Raw genomic sequence first — 21,155 nt, forward strand, 5'->3', positions numbered from 1 at the left:
AGCCACTTTTTCTTAAAAAGTGGCTTTTTTTATGTTGCAGTTAACTTTTAAAATTACGTAAAGGTCTTATTTTTACAGTATGAAAGAAGAAAATGTAATATTAGTTAACCAATCCGATGAACAGATCGGAACCATGCCCAAGATGGAAGCCCATGAAAAGGCGCTTCTTCATAGGGCATTCTCCGTATTTGTAATGAATGAAAAAGGCGAGACCATGCTCCAACAGCGGGCCGCCCATAAATATCACTCTCCATTGCTTTGGACCAATACATGTTGTAGTCACCAAAGAGTGGGTGAGACCAATATAGCTGCAGGTAAACGCAGGCTCCAAGAGGAAATGGGGTTTTCAACCGAATTGACTGAGCTATTCTCATTTATCTACAAGGCCCCATTTGACAATGGCCTTACAGAACATGAATTTGATCATGTGATGATCGGGAACTATGAGGCAGATCCATCAATCAATCCTGATGAGGTGGCCAATTGGAAATGGATGAAGCCTGAAGACGTAAAAGATGATATTTCAAAAAATCCGGATACATATACGGCATGGTTCAAAATTATTTTTGAACGATTTTACAATCATTTAATCCAAACCCCTCAATAGGCATGAAAGTAAAGGTAAGTAGAAAGGCGCACTTTAATGCAGCACATCGGTTGTACAGAAAGGATTGGAGCTTTGAAAAGAATGATTCGATTTTTGGGAAATGTAACAATCCCAATTTCCACGGTCATAATTATGAGTTGATCGTAAGTGTTACCGGAGAAATAGATCCGGAAACTGGTTTTGTCATAGATGTTAAGATATTAAAGGACCTTATAAAAGCTGAGGTGGAGGATTCTTTTGACCATAAAAACCTGAATGTGGAGGTCCCAGAGTTTAAGGAATTGAACCCAACTGCTGAGAATATTGCAGTGGTCATTTGGCAAAAACTTAGGCCGCATATAGACGCTGCCAATGCATTGGAGGTGGTCCTTTATGAGACCCCAAGGAATTTTGTAACCTTTTCCGGCTAGGCCATGGCTTTACAAATAGGGGATAGGGTGCCAGAATTTTCTTTGAAGGATCAGCATGGAAATATGTTTACCAGTAACAGTATTGTAGGAAGCAAGGCCATGGTCATTTTCTTTTATCCAAAGGATGATACACCAGGCTGCACCAAGGAAGCTTGTTCTTTCAGGGACAGTTATGAGGAATTTAAAGAATTGGGGGCAGAAGTGATAGGCATCAGCTCGGATTCCGAGAAATCGCATCAAAAATTCGCTTCGAAATATGAATTGCCCTTTATTTTGTTGTCCGACGAAAAGAAAAAGGTAAGGAAAAGCTTTAAAGTGGATAATAATCTCTTTAATTTGTTACCAGGTAGGGAAACCTATGTCATCGACAAAAAAGGAAATGTAATCATGGTCTTTAATAGTATCAGTGCTTCAAAACATATGAAGAAAGCATTGGAGGCCTTAAAATCAGCGGTAGCAAAATGAACATATATCCATTGAAATTTCACCCAATACTCAAGGAACGTTTGTGGGGAGGGACCAAGTTGAAAGATGTATTAGGAAAATCCATAGAAAGCGATATCACTGGCGAAAGCTGGGAACTTTCAACGGTTAAAGGTGATGTATCTGTGGTTTCCAACGGAAACCTTGCGGGTGCCTCGCTTCAAGAGCTTATAAATTCTGATCCAAAAGGGCTTTTGGGAAAAGCAGTTACTGAGCGTTTTGGGAAGGAATTCCCCATTCTTATAAAGTTTATAGATGCCAAACAAGACCTTTCCATACAACTGCACCCCAATGATGAACTGGCAAAAAAACGACATGATTCTTTTGGCAAAACTGAGATGTGGTATATTATGGACGCAGATCAAGACGCCAATTTAATAGTAGGGTTCAATAAAGAAGTCACCAAAGAGGAATACTCCAAAAACTTGGAGAATGATACTTTATTGGATTTGATGAATTATGAAACTGTTCAAGAAGGTGATACCTTTTTTATCAATACAGGGAAGATCCATGCCATAGGTGCGGGAGTTCTATTGGCAGAGATTCAGCAAACTTCAGATGTAACCTATAGGGTTTTCGATTTCAATAGAAAGGACAAAGATGGGAATTTGAGGGAACTGCATACAGAAATGGCATTGGATGCTATTGATTATGGAATGAAGGACGATTTTAAGGTGGCCTATCCTAAGGTAAAGGATACTGTAAATACTATGGTGGATTGTCCTTATTTTAAGACCAATTTTCTTGAATTGACGAATGATCTGGATCAAAATGTATCCGATAGGGACTCCTTCACTATCTATATGTGCGTTGGTGGAAAAGCTTCCATTTCCAATGAACATGGTACAGCGGAAATACAAAAAGGGGAAACAGTTTTGATGCCCGCAGCCTCAAAAAAGATTGGAATACAAACCTCAGGAGCCAAATTGTTGGAAGTGACTATTTGAAAATTAGATGAGGATGGGATAAAAGCTCCAGAATATTAGTAAATAAGCTTATATTTTACTCAAATTTAAAGGAAATAAAAAGAGAACCATAAAATATTTGATTCCTATCAAAAAGTGTACTTTTGTAAAAAATTAAAAGTAGTACAAATGGCAAGTATAAGAGATTTAAAAAAGGATATCAATTATGTTTTAGGAGATATTATCGAGGCAGTTTATTTATGGGAGGCATCTACCAACAATAGAAATTCAAAAGAAGGATCTGCTGTGATAGAAAATGCAATTTCAACATTCGATGAATTGATCGTAAAAGTAAATAAGAAAGATGTTGAGGACAGAGCAAAGCATTTAAAGTCTGTAAAGACCGACTTGGAAGCAAAGGCAACAACTTTGGTAGAACAATTGAATAATTTAGGCTAATCCAAGATTACCTAATGCATATAAAAAAAACATCCACCATTTGGTGGATGTTTTTTTTGTTACTCATTTTTCCTTATTTCTTCCAGATACTTTTTTAAATCCTTGCCATATTTGGAATTAGCAACTTCAGGGCTAAGGGAGTTATTGATAGAATCCAAGTATATAATATTGGCGTCTGCGACTTCGGTTAAAGCAATATAAGGAGAGATGTACGAATTTCTGTTGTTCAGTGCGAAGTTAAGCGCATATAGGTACCCCCTCAAAATATTTTTGTCACTCAGTTTTTTTACAGAATCCAATGCCATTGAATCCTTTTTGATTTGAGGATCAAATGTAAATTTGAGGTATTCCAAATTCCTGGTGTTGAATTTCGTCATCACACCTTTGTATTCCTCTAATTTTTTTTGGGTCTCAGAGCCTTCAATTTTTGCTTTGGTATCAAAAGTATCCCATGAAGTATTAATACTGATATTTCCTGGTTCACCGAAAAAGGTGATACGGTCATTGATGTCGTTATTATCTTCTTTCTTCAGGTATAGGTAAAAAACTTCTGGACTCTCCAATTCAGTTTTAAATTCAAAATTACCATTGCCTTCAACGTCAAGGGAGTCAATGGAAATTAAGGTGGAATCCTGTATCTTTTGTAAGTACAGAGTACCTTTTTTAAGTCCTTTTACATTACCGGAAACGGTCATGGTCTGCTCGGTATCACCACCGCAGGATATCATAAAAATGCCGATTAGGGCCAAAAATAAAATGTTCTTCATGTTGTTTGTTTAGTGCCGCAAATATGATGAAAGTTTATGAAAAATTAAATTTTTGAGGCAATTTCCATGAGGTAGGCGCATAATAAAGCACCACCGGTACCAACCACGTACCCAAAGACTGCCAAAAGAACTCCTACGGAGGTCAATGATGGGTGGAATTCTGCCGCAACCACTGGAGCTGAGGCCGCACCTCCCACATTTGCTTGACTGCCTACGGCCAAAAAGAAATATGGGGCCTTTATTATTTTGGCCACTAGAATTAGGAGTCCAGCATGTATTCCTATCCATATAAACCCAATAGCTATCAATCCTGGATTTTCTAGTACCATCCCTAAGTCCATCTTCATCCCAATGGTGGCTACCAATATGTATATAAACACACTTCCAATTTTACTGGCCCCTGCACCTTCGTACTCTTTGGCTTTTGTAAAGGATAAGAGAATGCCCAAAATTGTAGCAATGACCACCATCCAAAAGAAATTGGAGCCCAAAAAGGATAAAAAGCTTTTGGTATCCCTGACCGAGGCAAAGGAGTTGGTTAAAATTTCACTGAGGTAATCTCCAAAAAAATGGGCGATACCAACAGCCGTAAACGCAAAGCACAGGATAACCATATAATCGTTAAGAGTAGGCACCCGAGTAATTTTATCGGTATAATGTGCTACTTTAATTTTTAGGGATTCTATGGCAGAAGTATCGGCTTTCAGCCATTTGTCTATTTTTTTAGTTTTGCCCACTCCTAAAAGAATAATAGCCATCCAAACATTGGCCACTACAATATCAATAAGGACCATGCCCCCGTATTTTTCAGGATTATATTGAAAAATTTCCAGCATGGCCGCCTGATTGGCACCACCACCTATCCAGCTACCGGCAATAGTTGACAACCCTCTCCAAATAGCATCAAAATCATTTCCTCCCACGGTTTCGGGTGAAAAGATAGAAACAATCAATATGGCTATAGGGCCTCCAATAATAATTCCCGCTGAACCGGTTAAAAACATGATCAGTGCTTTGGAACCTAAGTTCAAAATAGCCTTTAAGTCAATACTCAAGGTCATCAATACCAAAGCAGCAGGTAATAAATACCGGCTGGCCATGAAGTAGAGATTGGATTTTTCATCGGAAACAATACCCAAGCTTGCTAAAATTGCGGGTAGGAGGTAACACATTAAAACTGCTGGAACCACGCTGTAAAAGGATTTCCAAAATCCTGTTCTTCGAGATGAGGTATAAAAAATAAAACCCAAACAAAGGGCTATAAGGCCAAAAACAACGGTATCGTTGGAAATTAGGGGATCGTTCATGTATAAAGCAATTGTATGCCTGCCAAATATAATTAAATTATAATATGCCGCTTAATGAAATGGGCAACCCCGTCCTCGGTATTTTTTAGGGTGACGCTATTGGCGATCAGTTTTAGCTCCTCCCTTGCGTTAGCTACAGCCACGCCATGGCCTACATGTTGCAACATTTCCATGTCATTGTAATTATCTCCAAAGGCAATAACATCATCAAGGGTTTCTCCCTCTTTTAGCAACAATTGTATGGCCGATAGCTTGGAAATGGACTTAGGTGACAACTCAATCAGGGTTTCGTTAGATCTGTACACATGAAGTTCTTGGCCCAATTGTTTTTGGAGCTTTGAAAATGCTGTGTCCGTGGCAATTTCAGTGCCCATTAACATGATTTTGTGGGCGCCAATTTGGCGATTTTTCCAGTCTTTGATGGATTCCACTGTATCTCTGAAGATTGGTGTGGACTGCGTATGGTGTATCTCTTTTCTAACACGTTCCGTATTTTCTTCCACATACCATTCGTCCTTGTGGTACAGACCTAATCTTATCCCGAGGGATTCGGACAAATCGTAGACTTCATCAAGATGGTCCATAGTCATGACCGTTGAGGACAGTTCTTTTTTGCCATCCAGAATCAAGGCGCCATTATAACAAATTATTGGTTGGTCCTCAATCCCCAAGTTTCGTTGGAGATAGGTCATGGATCTAGGCATTCTAGCGGAAACCAAAATAACCCTAATCGCGTTTTTAATGCGTTGAATTTCGGTTATGGTGAACTCCGAAACGTTATTTTTAGTTGATAGCAAAGTGCCATCCAAATCTGAACATAAAACTTTAAACTTCATTTTAAATATTTAGCCAATAGGTCAATTTAAGATTGATGGATCTATTCTTTGGCTCAAAATTATTCACAAAATAATTATCGTTATATACAATGAAAAGATCTGATAGTGGGGCAAAACGCCACTGTAATCTTGAATTTAATCCTAAGTTATCATTTTGGTTGCTGTATTGCACCAAGGTTGACCAAAAAACAGACTTGCTGAAAGTGATCTCTATTTTTGGACTGATCAGCCAAAGGTCAGCACTGGAGTAGGGGGCTGGTAAAGAAATATTGTTATAATCTATCAACAGGGACAAAAAGGCTTTGGGTTGAAATCTAAGGCTCAACTCACTCCTAAAGGACAGTCTTTCGCCATTAAAGAATCCACCGTAAGAAGGTTCGATGCGGTAAGAGAATACTTTTCTTCTGTCCGAATTGAACTGCATTTCAAAATTCGTATAGTAATACCCCTGATCGGATGGTAAGGGAATACCCCCATCGGTATTGGAGGGGTCAAAACCGTTAATTAGATAGGTGTAGTTGTTCACCATTCGGGCCTCGAATCTAGCCTGATTCTTAAATTCCGCGCCCCAAGAACTTCTTATTTCATAATCGGTATTCTTATAATCTAACCCGGGAACCCAGGTAAAGATTGGGAAGAAATTAAAGGAATGACTGTTTATGTTTCCTGTTTTAGGCCAAAATATGCGTTCAAATCCAGTTACGGCCTTGATGATATCTGTTCTTCTGACGAAGCCAAGGTCCGATCTAAAGTCCTCTCCAATATAAATACCATCCATGATCACATTGAAATATCGGCTATTATAATTAAGGTTTAGGCCAGTTGACAGATCCTTGTTTCCTTCTCCATCGGGTTCAAATGAATTGTGTGCATATACTTTTCCAGTCCAAGTATTATCTTCTGAAGCTAGGTTGTAATCGATTCCCAACACCCTATTGTACCGTTCATCTTCCTCCAAGAAATCGTAATCCTTGAAAGATTGACGGTTTACGAAAAACATGCCTATGTTGGATCTGGAAAAAACTTTCTTTTGTAGCACCAACATAGTATTGTTATTGGAGGGTATTTCATTTTCAAGATCCTCTTCTGTTTGAATATTTAAGAAGCCTAATCGCCAATCATTACTTAATTTTCCACTCAGCCTAACCCCTCCTATAATATTGTTCTGTATGGAGTTTCCAGCAGTATCCCTAGCTATTCCTATACGACGTGAAAAGAAAGGGTTTGCATCTCTTCGACCACCAAAATCTCCGAATAGGTCACTGTTATCTATAAAAAATTGCCTTTTTTCTGGAAGGTTAATTTCAAACCTCGTAAGGTTGGTGACAACATCATCCACTTCAACATTGGAAAAATCCGGGTTCAGGGTGATATCCAAGTTCATACCATTTCCAATGGCCAATTTTGCATCTCCTCCTACCTTGAAATTGGATAGGCTTTCATCGTTCTCATAATTCTTTTGGGCGATAGTGTTGATATAGGGAATTAGGGCTATAGGCGTTTTTGATTTTCCCAATGGCTTTTCAAAGATCATATCCTCCATAAAAGCCAAACTAAATATCAGTTGGTTTTGGGGGATTTTAGCGAATGTGCTGGTCTCATTGGTTTGCATATCGAAACGATAGGTATTGAAACGCCATTTTGTTTCCCCTTCCTTAAATTTAAAAGAAGTAAGGGGTATGGCCATTTCCGCAATGTAATATCCATCATAGATTTTAGATTCCCCTTTCCATTTGATGTCCCAAGAAGTATTAAAGCCACTGGTGTCCGATCCTCCACCTGATATAAGGGCTTCCCTTTGCACCCCTAATGGGTTGGTGCCAAATAAAAAGGCATTGGTCCCATCGTTAAACGTATCGAACATCAAACTTATGTTGTCATTGCCTCCTGCTCTAAAATCGCGCTTAAGAGAAGGGATGATGAAGTCGTTCCCTTCTGTATATGCTTTAATACTTACGTACAAGTGAGTATCGTCGTATAACATTTTTATCTCTGTCTGCTGTATGGCAGGGATAGAGTCGGAAGGAAAATATTGTTGCATTTCCCCAATGGATTCGGCATTGTCCCATGTTGGGTAGTCCAAAACTCCGTCTATCGTAATTTTATCTGTGGTATACTTTACGACAAAGGATTTTTTTTCATTTTGACTGTAGGTATTGGTCGTAAATAGAACGATGGCAAGAAATAAAGGTATTCTAAACATGTAGCATGAATTGTTTGCGGCCTAAAAATAGTAGTTTAAATCGTTAAAAAAATCCCAAAATTCCAAATGAGATCATTCCCGGTCTTTTTTTGGGGCTCTTTTTGCCTCTTTTAAGCTTTTCATCAACATCCATTCTATTTGTCCGTTCACACTACGAAATTCATCTGCCGACCATTTCTCAATGGCCTTTAGCATATCTTCATTTAACCGTAGGGCGAACGCTTTTTTCTTACTCATAATCAAGGGTTGATAAACGCTGTTATTAATTCGACAAGTTTACTCGATAATGGATAGCTTTCCTGAAAATAGGATTTTTGATTTTCCGATGTGGAATATACCTCCTTGAGGACGTGGTTCATATGTGGTACCAACTCGCTTTTCGCATTGGGTTGGGCCTCTTTTAATATCTCTAAGTCCTTTTCGGTTACCTGGAGATCTTCACCCCCATTTAACAATAAGATGGGAATGTTGATTTTTTTTATTTCCGCTACGGGATCCAATACGATCCAAGATTTAATAAAACTCTGGTTCTGCGGCTTAAAAAGCTGCATCAGAAAAGGATGAACATTAACAATGGTATCCGTTGTCATAAGTTCGGTGAAGTGCTCTTCAGCTAATTTTGCCACATCGGGGTTCTGTTTATGTAATTGTTCCAAGATTGTACTATCGATGGTTTGCCCTGGCCCTGCAATGGAAATAAAGCCTTTGATATCTGGGGTAATACTGAGCATTCCTACCAAGGATCCCTGACTGTGTCCTATTAAAAATAAGGAGTTAAACCTTGGATCATTTTTAAAGTGGTCAATGGCGATCTTGGCATCATCCATGAAATTCATAATAGTAATACTTCCCAATTTTTCCAGGTTAGACAAGGTAGCCGTTCTTTTATCATATCTGTAGAAGGCAATTCCCCTTTTATTTAAACTATCGGAAAGGGCCTTTATATAATTTGCATTTATGCCTACACCTGCCTGGTTTCCATTTCTATCGACATTCCCCGAGCCATGGATGAAAATGATCAGAGGGAGTTTGCTTTGGAACTCAGGCAGGGAAAGAGTGCCTGGAAGTTCTATTTCGCCATTTTTTAAAGTTAATTCCTCTTGCGTGATTTTCTGGGAATGGACAACAAAGGGCAGTAATGCAATCAGTATAATAAGTAATCTCATAACATACATGTTTATCTCTGTTTATCCATTTCTTAATATGCTTTCATCAGGGTGGAGCGGAACATGGGGCAGACACTGACCACGTCACAGCCCTCTTGCCAGTTGATTTAGTTCGTCCTCAAATTCTTGATCTGGGTTACCAAAGTCCTTTCATTTTTGTGTAAGGATTTTATATTCGTTCATTTTTCTTTTTTAGATAACGATCAATAATCATAGTTGCCTCAGATTCCTTTTGTGTCCCAATCAATATTTTTTTTCCGGATTTTAAAACAAGCTGTATGCCCCTATCGCCGGAAACATTAAATGCCTTTCCATTTTTAATAGTTATCCTGTAGCCCCAGCCCCCATATTCCATAAGCGGGCTATAGGTTCTAACATAACACTCTTTTATAGCTTCCCAGGGGATGGTTTTATTTTTGAAGTGAAAGGGAAGGAATCTATAGTGTATGCCCCTTTCATCGATCTCCGTTTTTAATTGAAGTTGGTAGAACAACAAAAGGGTAAGTGCAAGAACCACGATGACTATCAATTGCCCAGCAGTATCCTCGGGTAAGACATTGCCCACTGCAGTTTTTGCTACAAACCATTGGTACAAAGAATATAATAGGAATGCCAATAGGCCCAAAGATGCGAGTCGCATGGGCCATTGATTAAATTTTTGTGTCTCTTGAAAAACCCTCATGAATTAATGGTTTAAGGTTCCTGCATTTACAATGGGTGAGGCATCCTTGTCTGAACATAATACCACCATTAGGTTACTGACCATGGCCGCTTTACGTTCATCATCCAGATCTACCACTTGTTTTTTGCTCAATTCTGACAAGGCCATTTCCACCATACTAACGGCACCCTCCACAATTTTGTGCCTTGCCGCCACAATGGCCGTTGCCTGTTGTCTTTTAAGCATGGCATTGGCTATTTCCTGCGCATAGGCCAAATATCCTATTCTTGCTTCTAAAACTTCAATACCCGCCATGGAGAGTCTTTCCTGTACTTCCTTCTCCAAGTCTTCACTCACTTCATTTACACTGGAACGTAGCGTAATATCTTCCTTATGACCCTCATCGGCAAAATTATCGTAGGGGTACATGCTGGCTAATTTGCGAACGGCAGCATCGGTTTGTACACGAACAAAATTTTTGTAATCGTCCACATCAAAGGCAGCCTTATAGGTATCAGTGACCCGCCAAACCAAAATAGTGCTGATCATGATCGGGTTGCCCAATTTGTCGTTGACCTTGAGCCTTTCACTATCAAAATTACTTGCTCTCAATGAAATTGCCTTTTTTGAATAAAATGGGATGACCCAGAATAGCCCATTTTTCTTAATGGTTCCCACATACTTTCCAAACAATAGCAAAACCCTTGAGTTGTTGGGGTTCACTAACACAAAACCTGGCAGCATGAAAAGGGCAAGGAGAATACCGATACCATAAATGAGGGACTCATTAGTGATCAGTAAAATGGTGCTTCCAATAGCAATAATAAAAAACAGCAATAGCATGATATAGCCATTGAACGGAACTAGATTTTTTTCGTTAGTCATGCAAGTAAATTTAAATTGATATTATTATGATATCATAAAGATATAATAAAAAAGCAAATATCAAAATTAAAATACTGAATTTAAGCGTGTTATTATTAATTGCTGTTGTTCTTAAACTTTTTTGTTTTATTGGGGTTTTTGAACAGGCGTTTAAAAAACCCATCCCTTTTAATAGGTTCACAATCCAATTGATCCAATACTGTTGGGCTCGGGTTTTCGAAACGAGCCTGGGTGATACCATTAAATTGTTTTTCCTTGTTCAATTTCTGCAACCATAGGGCGAAAATTGGTAATGCCGCATTGGCTCCCTGACCTAAACTGGTGCTTTTAAAGCCTATTTCATAGGTGTCCAATCCTACCCACGTAATACTTACGAGCTTAGGGGTTATGCCAACAAACCAGGCATCCTTATTGTTTTGGGTGGTACCTGTCTTACCTGCAATGGCATTGGTTAGGTTGTATTTTGATCTAATTCTGGCTGCAGTTCCTTTATCAACCGTTGCTTTCATCATTTCCAAAAGTAGCATGCCCGTTTCTTTTGAGAAGGCAGGTTGTTTTGCGATGACGGGTTGAAAGTTTGCCAAAATAGAGTCTTTGGTATTGGCAATATGTGTGATGGCAAATGGGGTTACGGATTTACCAGCGTTCACATAACTGGCATAGGCCCCAATTAGTTCGTTTATTTTTATTTCTGCGGTACCCAGTGCAAGTGAAGGAAGGTGGGGTAGATTACTTGTTATTCCCATCTTTTTGGCTTGCCCGATAACATTTGGGATGCCGGTTTCTTCCAACACTTTAACGGCCACCGTATTTATGGAATTACTCAAGGCCTGTTCCATGGAATAGTTTAGATAGGTCTCATCTTCCTTTCCGGAATTGCTGGGAGACCAACCTTCCAAATTATCATAGGCAACCTCCTGGGCGGAAAAATAGGTACAAGGGGCAATGCCTTTTTCTATGGCAGCCGTATATACGATGGGCTTAAAAGTAGAACCTACCTGTCTTTTGCTTTGGGAAATATGGTCGTACTTAAAATATTTGAAATTCACACCGCCGATCCAAGTCTTTACAGCTCCCGTAGTGGGGTCTATGGACAAGGATCCGGTATTAAGGAATTTCATATAATGTTGAATACTGTCAATGCTACTCGCTTGGAGGGTCTTTTCTCCTTCCCAGTCCATCAGTGTCAGTGTATGTTTCTTATTAAGGCTATCCAAGATTTGTTCTTTACTTAGCCCATTCCGTTCTAAACTTTTATAGACAGGGGAATTTTGAATTTTTTTCTGGATCAGTTTGGTGTCTTTTAGCCATGGCGCATTGGAGCCATAACTTTTTTCAAAGCTCTGTTGTAATGCCTTCATGTGCTCTGTCATAGCTTCTTCTGCCAACACCTGCATTTTATAATCCAAGGTGGTGTAAATTTTCAAGCCGGAGGTGTAAATATTGTATTCTGCCCCGTTGGAGTTTTGTTCTTTTACCCATTGCAGGAGCTGTTTCCTGACCTCCTCCCTGAAATAGGGCGCTATCCCATCATTGTGGTCAAAATCCCTATAATCTAACCTTGTGGGAAGCCCAGAAAGAGAATCTTTTTGTGTTTTGGTCAGATAGGAGTTGTTGGCCATGGCCTGTAATACCAAGTTGCGTCTATTGAAGCTGTTTTCCGGAAACACCCTTGGGTTGTACCCGTAAGTTGCTTTGAGCATCCCTACCAGGGTGGCAGCCTCTTCTACCTTTAGGTCTTTGGCTTTCTTATTGAAAAATTTTAGGGAGGCACTTTCAATTCCAAAGGTATTATCTCCAAAGGAAACGGTATTTAGATAAAGGGTAATCAATTCCTCCTTAGTGTAAAGATCTTCCAGCCTAGAGGCTACCATCATCTCCTTTACTTTGTCTACAGCCAAACGTAGTTTGCCGTTTGGGACTCTTGGATATAGGTTCTTGGCAAGTTGTTGGGTAAGGGTGCTCCCTCCTCCTGCCGATTGGTCTTGTAATAGAATGGTCTTGAATATAACCCTCAACAAACTGGGATAGTCAATTCCATGGTGCCCATAGAAACGTTCATCCTCAATGGCTACCAAGGCATCTATTAGGTGTTGGGGCAGGTCATTGTACGTAATCGGTTGCCGATCAAACAAGTAATATTTTCCAATGAGCACACTATCGGCCGTATACACCTCTGAAGCCCTTTGGTAATTAAATTCTGAAAGGTCTTTTTTGGTTGGAACTTTTCCCCATGCTCCTATATAGATGCTTAGAAGGAACAATATGAATACCAGTGCCAGTGCCACTGTAATTCGAATCACTATTTTCAGTACCTTATTTTTTATTGGTTTGGAAATCAATGTTTTAAATTTTTATGTCGCAAGATGGCGCAAAAAAAGCAAAATCCTTAGACCATTAACAATACCTTAATGTATGATTCTTTATTTTTGTCCAAAGGTATAGCGTCATCGTACATAGATGTGCTACTATTGCATATTTTCTTAATTCGATAACAAAACAAAGCATGAAAAAACTCACTTTTTTGGTATTCTTGGTAGTCCAATTCTCTTTTGGCAATGACCTCTTCTGGGGTAAAACAGGACATAGAACCGTAGGTGAAGTTGCTTCGCAACATCTTAGCGGGAAGGCAAGGAGAGCTATAAGGGAGATCTTAAAAGGAGAAAGTTTAGCACTGGTTTCCAATTATGCGGATGATATTAAATCGGATCGTAGTTATTCAAAGTATGGCCCATGGCACTATGTAAATTTTCCAATGGACAAAAGATACGGTGAGGTGGAGCCAAGTACCTATGGGGATTTGGTCAAGGGTATAGAAACCTGTATTGCCATTGTTAAGGACGAGAACAGCTCCGATGAAGATAGGGCCTTTCACCTAAAAATGTTGGTGCATTTCATAGGTGATCTCCACCAGCCACTACATGTTGGACGGGAAGAGGATAGAGGAGGTAACAATATTCAATTACAATGGTTTGGGAAAGGGACCAACCTGCACAGGGTTTGGGATAGCAATTTGATCGATGAATTTGGGATGAGCTATACCGAACTGGCAGGTAACCTGCCAACACTTTCCAAAAATGAACGCAAGGCTATCCAAGAAGGAGATGTTTATGATTGGGTAGAAGAATCCCAAGATTTGGCAAAAGAAGTTTATGATTCAGTTGAGGTAGGTGAGAAGTTGGGATATGAATACAGTTATAAATATACCAACACCGTCCGTAAGCAACTTCAAAAGGGCGGACTTCGTTTGGCCAAAGTATTGAACGATCTTTTTTAATAAAGTCCAACACTAGGTAATAGGGTTACAGGCATGTCTTGATAATTTTTCTGAGAATTAACTTAATGTTTCTCAAATGATCACCCTATAGGTAAGGTTGATGCGTTCTGAGACAGGTTTGGCCGTTTTGGGTATTTGATGCAACCAGTGGTGTTGTGTGGTACCCTTCATCAACAGTAGGCTGCCATGCTCCAGTAACAATTTATGCTTTAATTCCTTGTGTTGTCTGTGCTTTAAATGGAAATAGCGTTCTTGGCCTAGTGTTATGGATGCTATAACCGGATTTTCTCCCAATTCCTTTTCGTTATCTGCGTGCCAACCATTGCTATCCTTGCCATCCCGGTAAAGATTTAAAAGGCAGGTGGTAAAACTATTTTTTGAAAGAACTTCAATCCTCTCTTTGATGTCCAATAATTCCACGGTGAAATCATGAGGTTGCATGGTGATGTTCGAATAGGAATAGGGTTTGCTGTTATTGCCATATAGTGCAGTGAGCCTAGGCTGGGCATGGGTCTTGCCAAATATTTTAATTTTGTCCTGTTGCCAGGGGACGGTATTTTTGAACACCTCAAAATAGGTGTCCGCTTCCATGGGATCTAAAAAGTTTGGATAATAGGTGATATCCGCATCAGGAAGCACCAATTTTTGAGGCTCAGTAAACAAATTTTGCATTATTGTAATACGGCTTTTAATTGGTTGCGATACTCTGATGGATTTTGTCCTGTGAAGGCCTTGAATAGTTTATTGAAATGGGAAAAGTTGTTAAATCCGCTTTCAAAACATACGTCTGTAATGCTAATTGGTTTTTCTGCCAATAATTTGGAGGCATGTACCAATCGATACTCATTGACAAACTGTGTAAACGTTTTATTGGTGATCTTCTTAAAATATCGGCAAAAGGAAGGCACAGTCATACTTGCTAAATCCGCCACTTCTTCCAAAGTAATCTCCTCTTTAAAATTAGTTTTAACGTGATTGAAGATAACATTGATCCTGTCATTGTCCTTTACCTCCGTTTCCAAAGAAAACCCTGCGGCATTCAAAACCTTAAAATCTTGCGAATTCCCTAATTCATTTAAGATATTTAAAATGGAAAGCAAGCGCTGGAAATCGGTCTGGTATTCCAGAATTTCCATTTTTTCCCCAATCTTACGTTTTGTATTCCCACTAAAGGCAATGCCACCCTTGGCCATTTCAAAAAGTTTTTGGATTTTTTTCATCTCAGGAATACCAAAAAAATCGGTCCCCAAGAAATCAATTTTCATTTGAACCACAGTTTCACTGGTATTGCCAGTGAGTTTATCCGTAAAGCCGCAGTGCGGAAGATTGGAACCGATCAATATAAGGTCTCCATCGGTATAATAGGATACGTGGCTTCCAATTTGGCGCTTTCCACTACCCCCATTGACATATACCAGTTCTATTTCAGGATGATAATGCCAGATATGGTTTTTATTGGAAAGATTGGCATCAAATTTCTGATAGGTAAAAGAATGCCCAAAATCAGGTTCGATGGCTTCGAATGCAGGTTTCTGTTTCATCATAGAATTCACTTTCATTGTAAATTTAGATAAGGTATTCATCTCAATTCAAAACAAAATTACCTAAAATATGTGCTGGATTAACAATTACTATGTTATGCTTGTGTTAAAGGGGTAAAATAGCACATAAATAGGAGAAATGAGGTGTAGTGGGGGGAAGTGTATGGCCGTAAATTTGTGGTATAGATGAATTAGTAATCTTAAAATCTAAGAAATTATGAAAAAAGCATTGAATATTACAGCAGTATTGGCCTTTATGTTAACTACAGTAGTAAGTACGGCCAAAGAAGTTAAAACGGGTTCAGATGAAAATAATGAGGTAAAACCTTTAGTTCTTAATCTGGATGCAAATGAAATCATTAAACCAACTTTCCGTACAAAAGGAAAAATGGTATATATGAACCACTTGAACCTTGACGGTAAAAAAGTAGAGGTAAGGGTTCAAGATGATTCAGGGAATGTAATTTATACAACTACCTTCAACGAGTCAGTAATTGTAGAAAAAGCATTTAATTTTGAACAAGCAGATGCAGGTCTTTACAAGGTAATCCTTAAGGAAGGTAATAAGACGTATTACGAGAATGTTCTTGTAAAATAGTTTAGTTTAGAGTCAGTTAATTTTATTCCAAAAAAAAGGGGCTAGTTAGCCCCTTTTTTATTGGATGATATCCACCCATTAATTTTTTCTTCCAATAGGGCCAAAGGAACACATCCTGTTTCCAAAACTTGGTTGTGGAATTCTTTAATATTAAAATCTTTTCCCATTTCCCTTTCTGCTCTTGCGCGTAGTTCCAATATTTTAAGTTGCCCTATCTTATAGGAAAGCGCCTGACCTGGATTGGCCATATAGCGTTCTATTTCTGACGTAATTGCTTCTTCAGATTCTGCTTCATTATCCAATGAGTATTTAATGGCCTGTTCCCTAGTCCAATCTTTGGCATGAAGTCCAGTGTCCACGACCAGCCTCACTGCCCTATGCATTTCTGCCCCTAGCATTCCAAAATACTGGTAGGGATCTTGGTATAGTCCCAATTCTTTGCCCAAAGACTCTGTATACAAGGCCCACCCTTCACCATAAGCACTGTACCAAAGGGTTTTTCTGAATTTAGGCAAATCCTCGTTCTCCTGTGTCAGGGAAATTTGAAAGTGGTGTCCAGGAATGGCCTCGTGCAAGAATAAATCTTCATCAGAGTACATATTATATTTCGTTACATCTGGGATGGGGACATAGAATACTCCTGGTCTAGTGCCGTCCAAAGATCCAGGATTGTATTCGGCACTGGCAGAAGCCTCTCTAAATGCTTCGGTACGGCGGATCTCAAATGGAGTTTTAGGTTGATGTTCAAATAGCTGATCCACTTGTGGCTTCATTTTCTCATGAATGGCTTTAAAATTATCTATGACCTGCTGTGGGTCAGTAAAAGGCATCAATTCTTTCTTATTTCTGACATAATCAAAGAAAGCCTTAAGAGTACCGTCAAAACCAACTTGCTGTTTTACTTTCTCCATTTCCATAGAAATGCGTTCTACTTCATCCAACCCTATTTGGTGGATTTCTTCGGCCGTCATATCTGTTGTTGTATACAGCTTTATGGAATAATCATAATAGGCCTTTCCATCTGGTGTAGCTTCGATTCCACTAGTCGTACGGCCAGCGGCAAGATATTCCGTACCCATAAAATCATATAGTTTTTGATAGGCGGGAATAATCTTCTCTTTTATCATCACGGTATACGCATCCGTAAGTCTCTTTTTGTCCACATCATTGAAATCGTCCGGGAATTTCTTTACCGGTGCGAAAAATAAATGTTGATCAAGGTCTTTGGTTGTTAATGTTTCCAATTGTGGCACCACCTTTTGGATCAAGGATTTAGGAAGCACATACCCTTTTTCTATCCCTTCTCTCATACGCTCTTCAGCAGTGGCCATCCAAACGACATAACTATCCAGTCTCTTTAGCCAATTCTCGTAATCTTTTACTGTCTTGAATGGCTGTGCACTTGTACCTCCGGCATATTGGCCCATGGTCAATTGTACGGTCCACATTTGATTGATGGGAGTTAGGTCTTCCCTAAACTCCATACGTTCTAAATTCCTGTTACATTCCCATTCCAAGATAGCCTTGCTCATTTTTTCACTATCGGAAAGCGCTGTGTCCTGAATAGTGCCCAATGCATCCTTATATTTTTGGTAATATGCTTTTTCCATTGCCTTATAATCCTCCGTCAGGTTGTTCAGGAAAATATCATTGTATCTATTGTCACCCTCCGAGGTGGCTTTAAGGGGATATAATTTTAATCCATCTTCGTGATAGTTGTTCAATAAAGTTCCAAAAGCCTCGTTTTTGGCCATAGCATCTTCTTTTAATGGTTCTGGTTTGTTTTTACAGGCGGTCAATGCAAGGATCCCAAAGATTAGGATAAGATATTTCTTCATGGTACTTTTTATTTACAGATGGATTCTTTTATAAAATTATGGTAATTTCAATAAAATTTAAGCGTAAAATAGGGTTGCCCTACTGGGTAACGGTACTATGCCCAAATATTGGCTTTAGTTATAAGTGCTTTTCTAAACTTTCTCTCTTTTTTAAGGGTAAAGCCGGGTTGTTTATGGCAAGTTGTAGCAGCTCACGGGATTTTACTTTGGCGAACAAAAGGTCGTAAAACTGTTGGGTGGTTAAGCTGTTTTCAGATTGTTTTACCAAGACCATGCTGTCCCCTTTAGAAACCAAGCCCTCCTCCAGAACTCTTACATAGGTTCCAGGATGGGATCTATCAATAAATTGTTTTATAATGTTCTGGGTTTTGAATCGAATACCGAGTTTATAGCAAGGTTCTCTCGGTTGGGAAACCTGGACCAATGCGCTACCAATCCTATAAATATCACCAATGCGTAATTGGGATTCCTCCAATCCTTCAACAGTCAGGTTTTCACCAAACATCCCCCAATCCCAGTCCAGGGTAGGGTATAATTGTTTCCAATATGCATATTCTTCGACAGAAAAAAGGTAACAGGCCTTATCCGTGCCGCCATGGTGCTTTCTATCCACAACTGTATCATTTCCTACATCAGTTTTCCCTAGAAAAATAGGTTCTGCTGACGGCGTTTTGAAAATCCCTGTTTTTTCTTCCTTTCCATGCCATGTAATAATGGTGCCCTTACTTATATTGGTCGCAATTACTTTCATTGGAAATTAGTATTGATTCTCTTTGTTAGGAATACGTGTTTTTTAAACTGTACCTTAAAGTTACTAAAACTGCAGATACCATAAAGCCCAAAACATTAATACAAATTGCAGTGGAATACGAAATACCAAGACCCATACAGGGATACCTGCACCGGCTTTTTTTCCAGATAGCATGTAAAAATGGACCAGTAAGAATACGGCAAGCATAGCTACAATTCCAAAGATGGAAAGATCTTTTGTTTCTTCAAAACAGAGTCCTATTGCCAATATAATCTCAGCAATTCCACTCAAGTACACCAATAATTTATGGTGTGGAAGATATCTGGGCATTATTCTTAAATAAGCCTTTGGTTTTATAAAATGCATGATGCCCGCAAAAAAATACATCGCGGCCATTAGATACAGATGCCATGGGTAAATCATGGGATGAATATAACAATAAAAAAGGGACTACTTTTCAAAGTAGTCCCTTTTTTTCTATACCATTAAAAGCTGCTTACTTGATGATTTCGTAACTCCTTTTGATAAAGTTGGTAAGTTCCTCACCTTTAAGCAATCCTTTGGACAAACGAGCCAGATCCAGGGATTGATTGATCAATCGCTCTTTCTTCTTTGCCGTTTTTGTATTTAGGATCTCATTTACAAGATCGGAATTGGTGTTTACAATCAGATTGTACATTTCTGGCATATTGCTCATTCCAAACATTCCGCCTCCACCGGTCTGTTGCATTTCTTTCATCCTTCTTAAAAACTCTGGTTCAGTAATAATGAATGGTGCCGCAGCACTATCCATTGCCTCCAATTGAACGGTATAGCTTTTATTTTGGATGACCTCTTCCAATACAGTCTTTAATTGCTCTTTTTCCTCCTCGGATAATTTGGAGATTTGTGTATCCTCTTTTTTAATCAAGTTGTCCAAATGATCGGCATCAACCCTTGCAAAGGATACATTTTCTTTGGAAGTCTCTAATTTCTGCATCAAGTGCGATACAATTGGAGAATCTAACAATAAGACCTCAAAACCTCTGGCTTTGGCAGTTTCTATATAACTGTGTTGTGCTTCTTTGTTGGATGCATAAAGGATTACCAATTTACCATCCTTATCGGTATGGTTGTCCTTTATTTTTTCTTGTAACTCTTCGAAAGTAAAGAATTTGCCATCCACAGTTGGATAGAGCGCAAATTTGTCTGCCTTTTCGAAGAATTTATCTTCTGATAGCATCCCGTACTCAATCACGATCTTGATATCGTTCCATTTGGCCTCAAAATCCTCTCTATTGTTCTTGAACAGGGAGGATAGCTTATCCGCCACTTTTCTAGTGATGTATGACGCTATCTTCTTAACTGCACCATCTGCCTGCAAGTAAGAGCGGGAAACGTTCAAAGGAATATCCGGTGAATCGATAACTCCTCTCAACATGGTAAGGAATTCTGGGACGATACCTTCTACATTATCCGTAACAAATACCTGGTTTTGGTATAACTGAATACGATCTTTTTGAACGTTGAGGTCGTTTGTCAATTTAGGGAAGTATAGAATACCCGTAAGGTTAAAAGGATAATCTACATTCAAATGTATGTGGAAAAGGGGCTCTTCAAATTGCATTGGATATAGTTCCCTATAAAACCCTTTGTAATCCTCATCTTTTAAATCGGCCGGCATTTTGGTCCAGGCTGGATTTGGATTGTTGATGATGTTGTCCACCTCTTGGGTAGGAGCCTTGTCTTCTTCTTTTGCACCTTCTGGTTTGGGAAGGGTTTCTGTTTTGGTTCCAAACTTAATCGGAACCGGCATAAACTTGTTGTATTTGCTCAAAAGCTCAGAGATCCTGTTCTTTTCCAAGAACTCTGTAGAGTCCTCTGCAATATGAAGGATAATTTCCGTTCCGCGCTCAGTTTTATCACTTGGTTCTAGGATAAAGTTAGGAGAACCGTCACAGGTCCAATGGGCCGCTGGCTCATCTTTATAGCTCTTGGTGATGATCTCTACTTTTTCTGCCACCATAAAGGCTGAGTAAAAACCTAGACCGAAATGACCAATGATTCCAGAATCCTTTGCAGAATCCTTGTACTTGTCCAAAAATTCCTCGGCGCCTGAAAAGGCTACCTCATTGATATATTTCTGGACCTCTTCTTCGGTCATTCCCAAACCTTGATCGATAATATGGAGCTTTTTCCCTTCTTTATCAATTTTGATTTCAATGATTGGGTTGCCATATTCCACTTTCGTCTCACCTATCGTTGTAAGGTGCTTTAACTTTAAAGTTGCATCTGTGGCATTTGACACCAATTCCCGTAAAAATATTTCGTGATCGCTGTATAAGAATTTCTTAATCAACGGAAATATGTTTTCAACGGACACATTAATCTTACCTGTAGCCATATTTTGAAATAGTTTTAAATTTTATGTAGAACCTATGTCAAAAAAAATACCATACTGTGTATTAGTGACAAACTGACA

The 21,155-nt window shown here is 39.1% G+C and carries 22 protein-coding genes; 7 read left to right on the plus strand and 15 right to left on the minus strand.

The features are described from left to right. The first annotated feature begins 79 nt into the window (after positions 1-79). From idi to SB49_RS01060, 5 genes are all read left to right on the plus strand, one after another. Positions 80-607 (plus strand): isopentenyl-diphosphate Delta-isomerase, encoded by a 528-nt coding sequence (gene idi / locus SB49_RS01040; protein WP_062053027.1) that lies wholly within the window; start codon positions 80-82, stop codon positions 605-607. A 2-nt stretch (positions 608-609) separates the two neighbouring features. Beyond that, positions 610-1,017 carry a 6-pyruvoyl trahydropterin synthase family protein gene (locus SB49_RS01045; RefSeq protein WP_062053029.1) on the plus strand — a complete coding sequence of 136 codons (408 nt, stop codon included), beginning with the start codon at positions 610-612 and terminating at the stop codon, positions 1,015-1,017. Between the two features lie 3 nt (positions 1,018-1,020). Further along, positions 1,021-1,482: a peroxiredoxin gene (locus tag SB49_RS01050; RefSeq protein WP_062053031.1), complete on the plus strand. Its 462-nt coding sequence runs from the start codon at positions 1,021-1,023 to the stop codon at positions 1,480-1,482. 2 nt (positions 1,483-1,484) lie between these two features. After that, entirely contained in the window at positions 1,485-2,447 is a 963-nt protein-coding gene (locus SB49_RS01055) for a type I phosphomannose isomerase catalytic subunit (RefSeq protein ID WP_062058724.1), read from the plus strand. 147 nt (positions 2,448-2,594) lie between these two features. Further along, a complete protein-coding gene (locus SB49_RS01060; protein ID WP_062053034.1) occupies positions 2,595-2,864 on the plus strand; it encodes a hypothetical protein in 270 nt (89 codons plus the stop codon). 59 nt (positions 2,865-2,923) lie between these two features. On the opposite strand, the gene SB49_RS01065 is transcribed toward SB49_RS01060, so the two are convergent. The 9 genes from SB49_RS01065 to SB49_RS01100 form a co-directional block, all read right to left on the minus strand. Continuing rightward, positions 2,924-3,631: a DUF4369 domain-containing protein gene (locus tag SB49_RS01065; protein WP_062053036.1), complete on the minus strand. Its 708-nt coding sequence runs from the start codon at positions 3,629-3,631 to the stop codon at positions 2,924-2,926. A gap of 44 nt (positions 3,632-3,675) precedes the next feature. Beyond that, positions 3,676-4,938: a DUF819 family protein gene (locus tag SB49_RS01070; RefSeq protein ID WP_062053038.1), complete on the minus strand. Its 1,263-nt coding sequence runs from the start codon at positions 4,936-4,938 to the stop codon at positions 3,676-3,678. Between the two features lie 32 nt (positions 4,939-4,970). Beyond that, positions 4,971-5,774: a Cof-type HAD-IIB family hydrolase gene (locus SB49_RS01075; protein ID WP_062053040.1), complete on the minus strand. Its 804-nt coding sequence runs from the start codon at positions 5,772-5,774 to the stop codon at positions 4,971-4,973. 1 nt (position 5,775) lies between these two features. Further along, positions 5,776-7,977 carry a DUF5916 domain-containing protein gene (locus tag SB49_RS01080; RefSeq protein ID WP_062053042.1) on the minus strand — a complete coding sequence of 734 codons (2,202 nt, stop codon included), beginning with the start codon at positions 7,975-7,977 and terminating at the stop codon, positions 5,776-5,778. A gap of 72 nt (positions 7,978-8,049) precedes the next feature. Next, positions 8,050-8,214, minus strand: coding sequence for an Arc family DNA-binding protein (locus tag SB49_RS15835; protein WP_082591048.1), 165 nt, complete (start codon positions 8,212-8,214; stop codon positions 8,050-8,052). A gap of 2 nt (positions 8,215-8,216) precedes the next feature. Continuing rightward, a complete protein-coding gene (locus SB49_RS01085) occupies positions 8,217-9,143 on the minus strand; it encodes an alpha/beta hydrolase (protein ID WP_162254198.1) in 927 nt (308 codons plus the stop codon). Between the two features lie 169 nt (positions 9,144-9,312). Then, entirely contained in the window at positions 9,313-9,825 is a 513-nt protein-coding gene (locus SB49_RS16160) for a DUF6141 family protein (RefSeq protein ID WP_062053046.1), read from the minus strand. Between the two features lie 3 nt (positions 9,826-9,828). Beyond that, positions 9,829-10,689 (minus strand): SPFH domain-containing protein, encoded by an 861-nt coding sequence (locus tag SB49_RS01095; RefSeq protein WP_062053048.1) that lies wholly within the window; start codon positions 10,687-10,689, stop codon positions 9,829-9,831. A gap of 95 nt (positions 10,690-10,784) precedes the next feature. Then, the gene (locus SB49_RS01100) at positions 10,785-12,992 is read right to left on the minus strand and encodes a transglycosylase domain-containing protein (RefSeq protein WP_235537802.1); all 2,208 of its coding nucleotides are present in this window, start codon (positions 12,990-12,992) and stop codon (positions 10,785-10,787) included. Between the two features lie 203 nt (positions 12,993-13,195). Here SB49_RS01100 and SB49_RS01105 point away from each other — a divergent pair, with 203 nt between their 5' ends. After that, entirely contained in the window at positions 13,196-13,966 is a 771-nt protein-coding gene (locus SB49_RS01105) for a S1/P1 nuclease (protein WP_062053052.1), read from the plus strand. A gap of 72 nt (positions 13,967-14,038) precedes the next feature. Here the strand turns inward: SB49_RS01105 and SB49_RS01110 are convergent, their stop codons facing one another. Together SB49_RS01110 and SB49_RS01115 are read right to left on the minus strand one after the other, a co-directional pair. Next, on the minus strand, positions 14,039-14,638 hold the full coding sequence (locus SB49_RS01110; RefSeq protein ID WP_062053054.1) for an alpha-ketoglutarate-dependent dioxygenase AlkB family protein: 600 nt from the start codon (positions 14,636-14,638) through the stop codon (positions 14,039-14,041). Next, positions 14,638-15,510, minus strand: coding sequence for an AraC family transcriptional regulator (locus tag SB49_RS01115; RefSeq protein ID WP_062058727.1), 873 nt, complete (start codon positions 15,508-15,510; stop codon positions 14,638-14,640). Before SB49_RS01115 ends, SB49_RS01110 begins: the two co-directional genes overlap by 1 nt. A 214-nt stretch (positions 15,511-15,724) precedes the next feature. Here SB49_RS01115 and SB49_RS01120 point away from each other — a divergent pair, with 214 nt between their 5' ends. Next, on the plus strand, positions 15,725-16,105 hold the full coding sequence (locus tag SB49_RS01120) for a hypothetical protein (RefSeq protein ID WP_062053055.1): 381 nt from the start codon (positions 15,725-15,727) through the stop codon (positions 16,103-16,105). A gap of 41 nt (positions 16,106-16,146) precedes the next feature. Here the strand turns inward: SB49_RS01120 and SB49_RS01125 are convergent, their stop codons facing one another. From SB49_RS01125 to htpG, 4 genes are all read right to left on the minus strand, one after another. Further along, complete coding sequence (locus SB49_RS01125) at positions 16,147-17,943, minus strand: DUF885 domain-containing protein (RefSeq protein ID WP_062053057.1); 1,797 nt, start codon at positions 17,941-17,943, stop codon at positions 16,147-16,149. Positions 17,944-18,061: 118 nt separating this feature from the next. Then, on the minus strand, positions 18,062-18,694 hold the full coding sequence (locus tag SB49_RS01130; RefSeq protein WP_062053059.1) for an MOSC domain-containing protein: 633 nt from the start codon (positions 18,692-18,694) through the stop codon (positions 18,062-18,064). 63 nt (positions 18,695-18,757) lie between these two features. Then, on the minus strand, positions 18,758-19,117 hold the full coding sequence (locus SB49_RS01135; RefSeq protein WP_062053061.1) for a DoxX family protein: 360 nt from the start codon (positions 19,115-19,117) through the stop codon (positions 18,758-18,760). Positions 19,118-19,190: 73 nt separating this feature from the next. After that, the gene (htpG, locus tag SB49_RS01140) at positions 19,191-21,077 is read right to left on the minus strand and encodes a molecular chaperone HtpG (protein WP_062053063.1); all 1,887 of its coding nucleotides are present in this window, start codon (positions 21,075-21,077) and stop codon (positions 19,191-19,193) included. Positions 21,078-21,155: the final 78 nt, after the last annotated feature.

The sequence above is a fragment of the Sediminicola sp. YIK13 genome (genome assembly GCF_001430825.1).
Classification (GTDB): Bacteria; Bacteroidota; Bacteroidia; order Flavobacteriales; family Flavobacteriaceae; genus Sediminicola.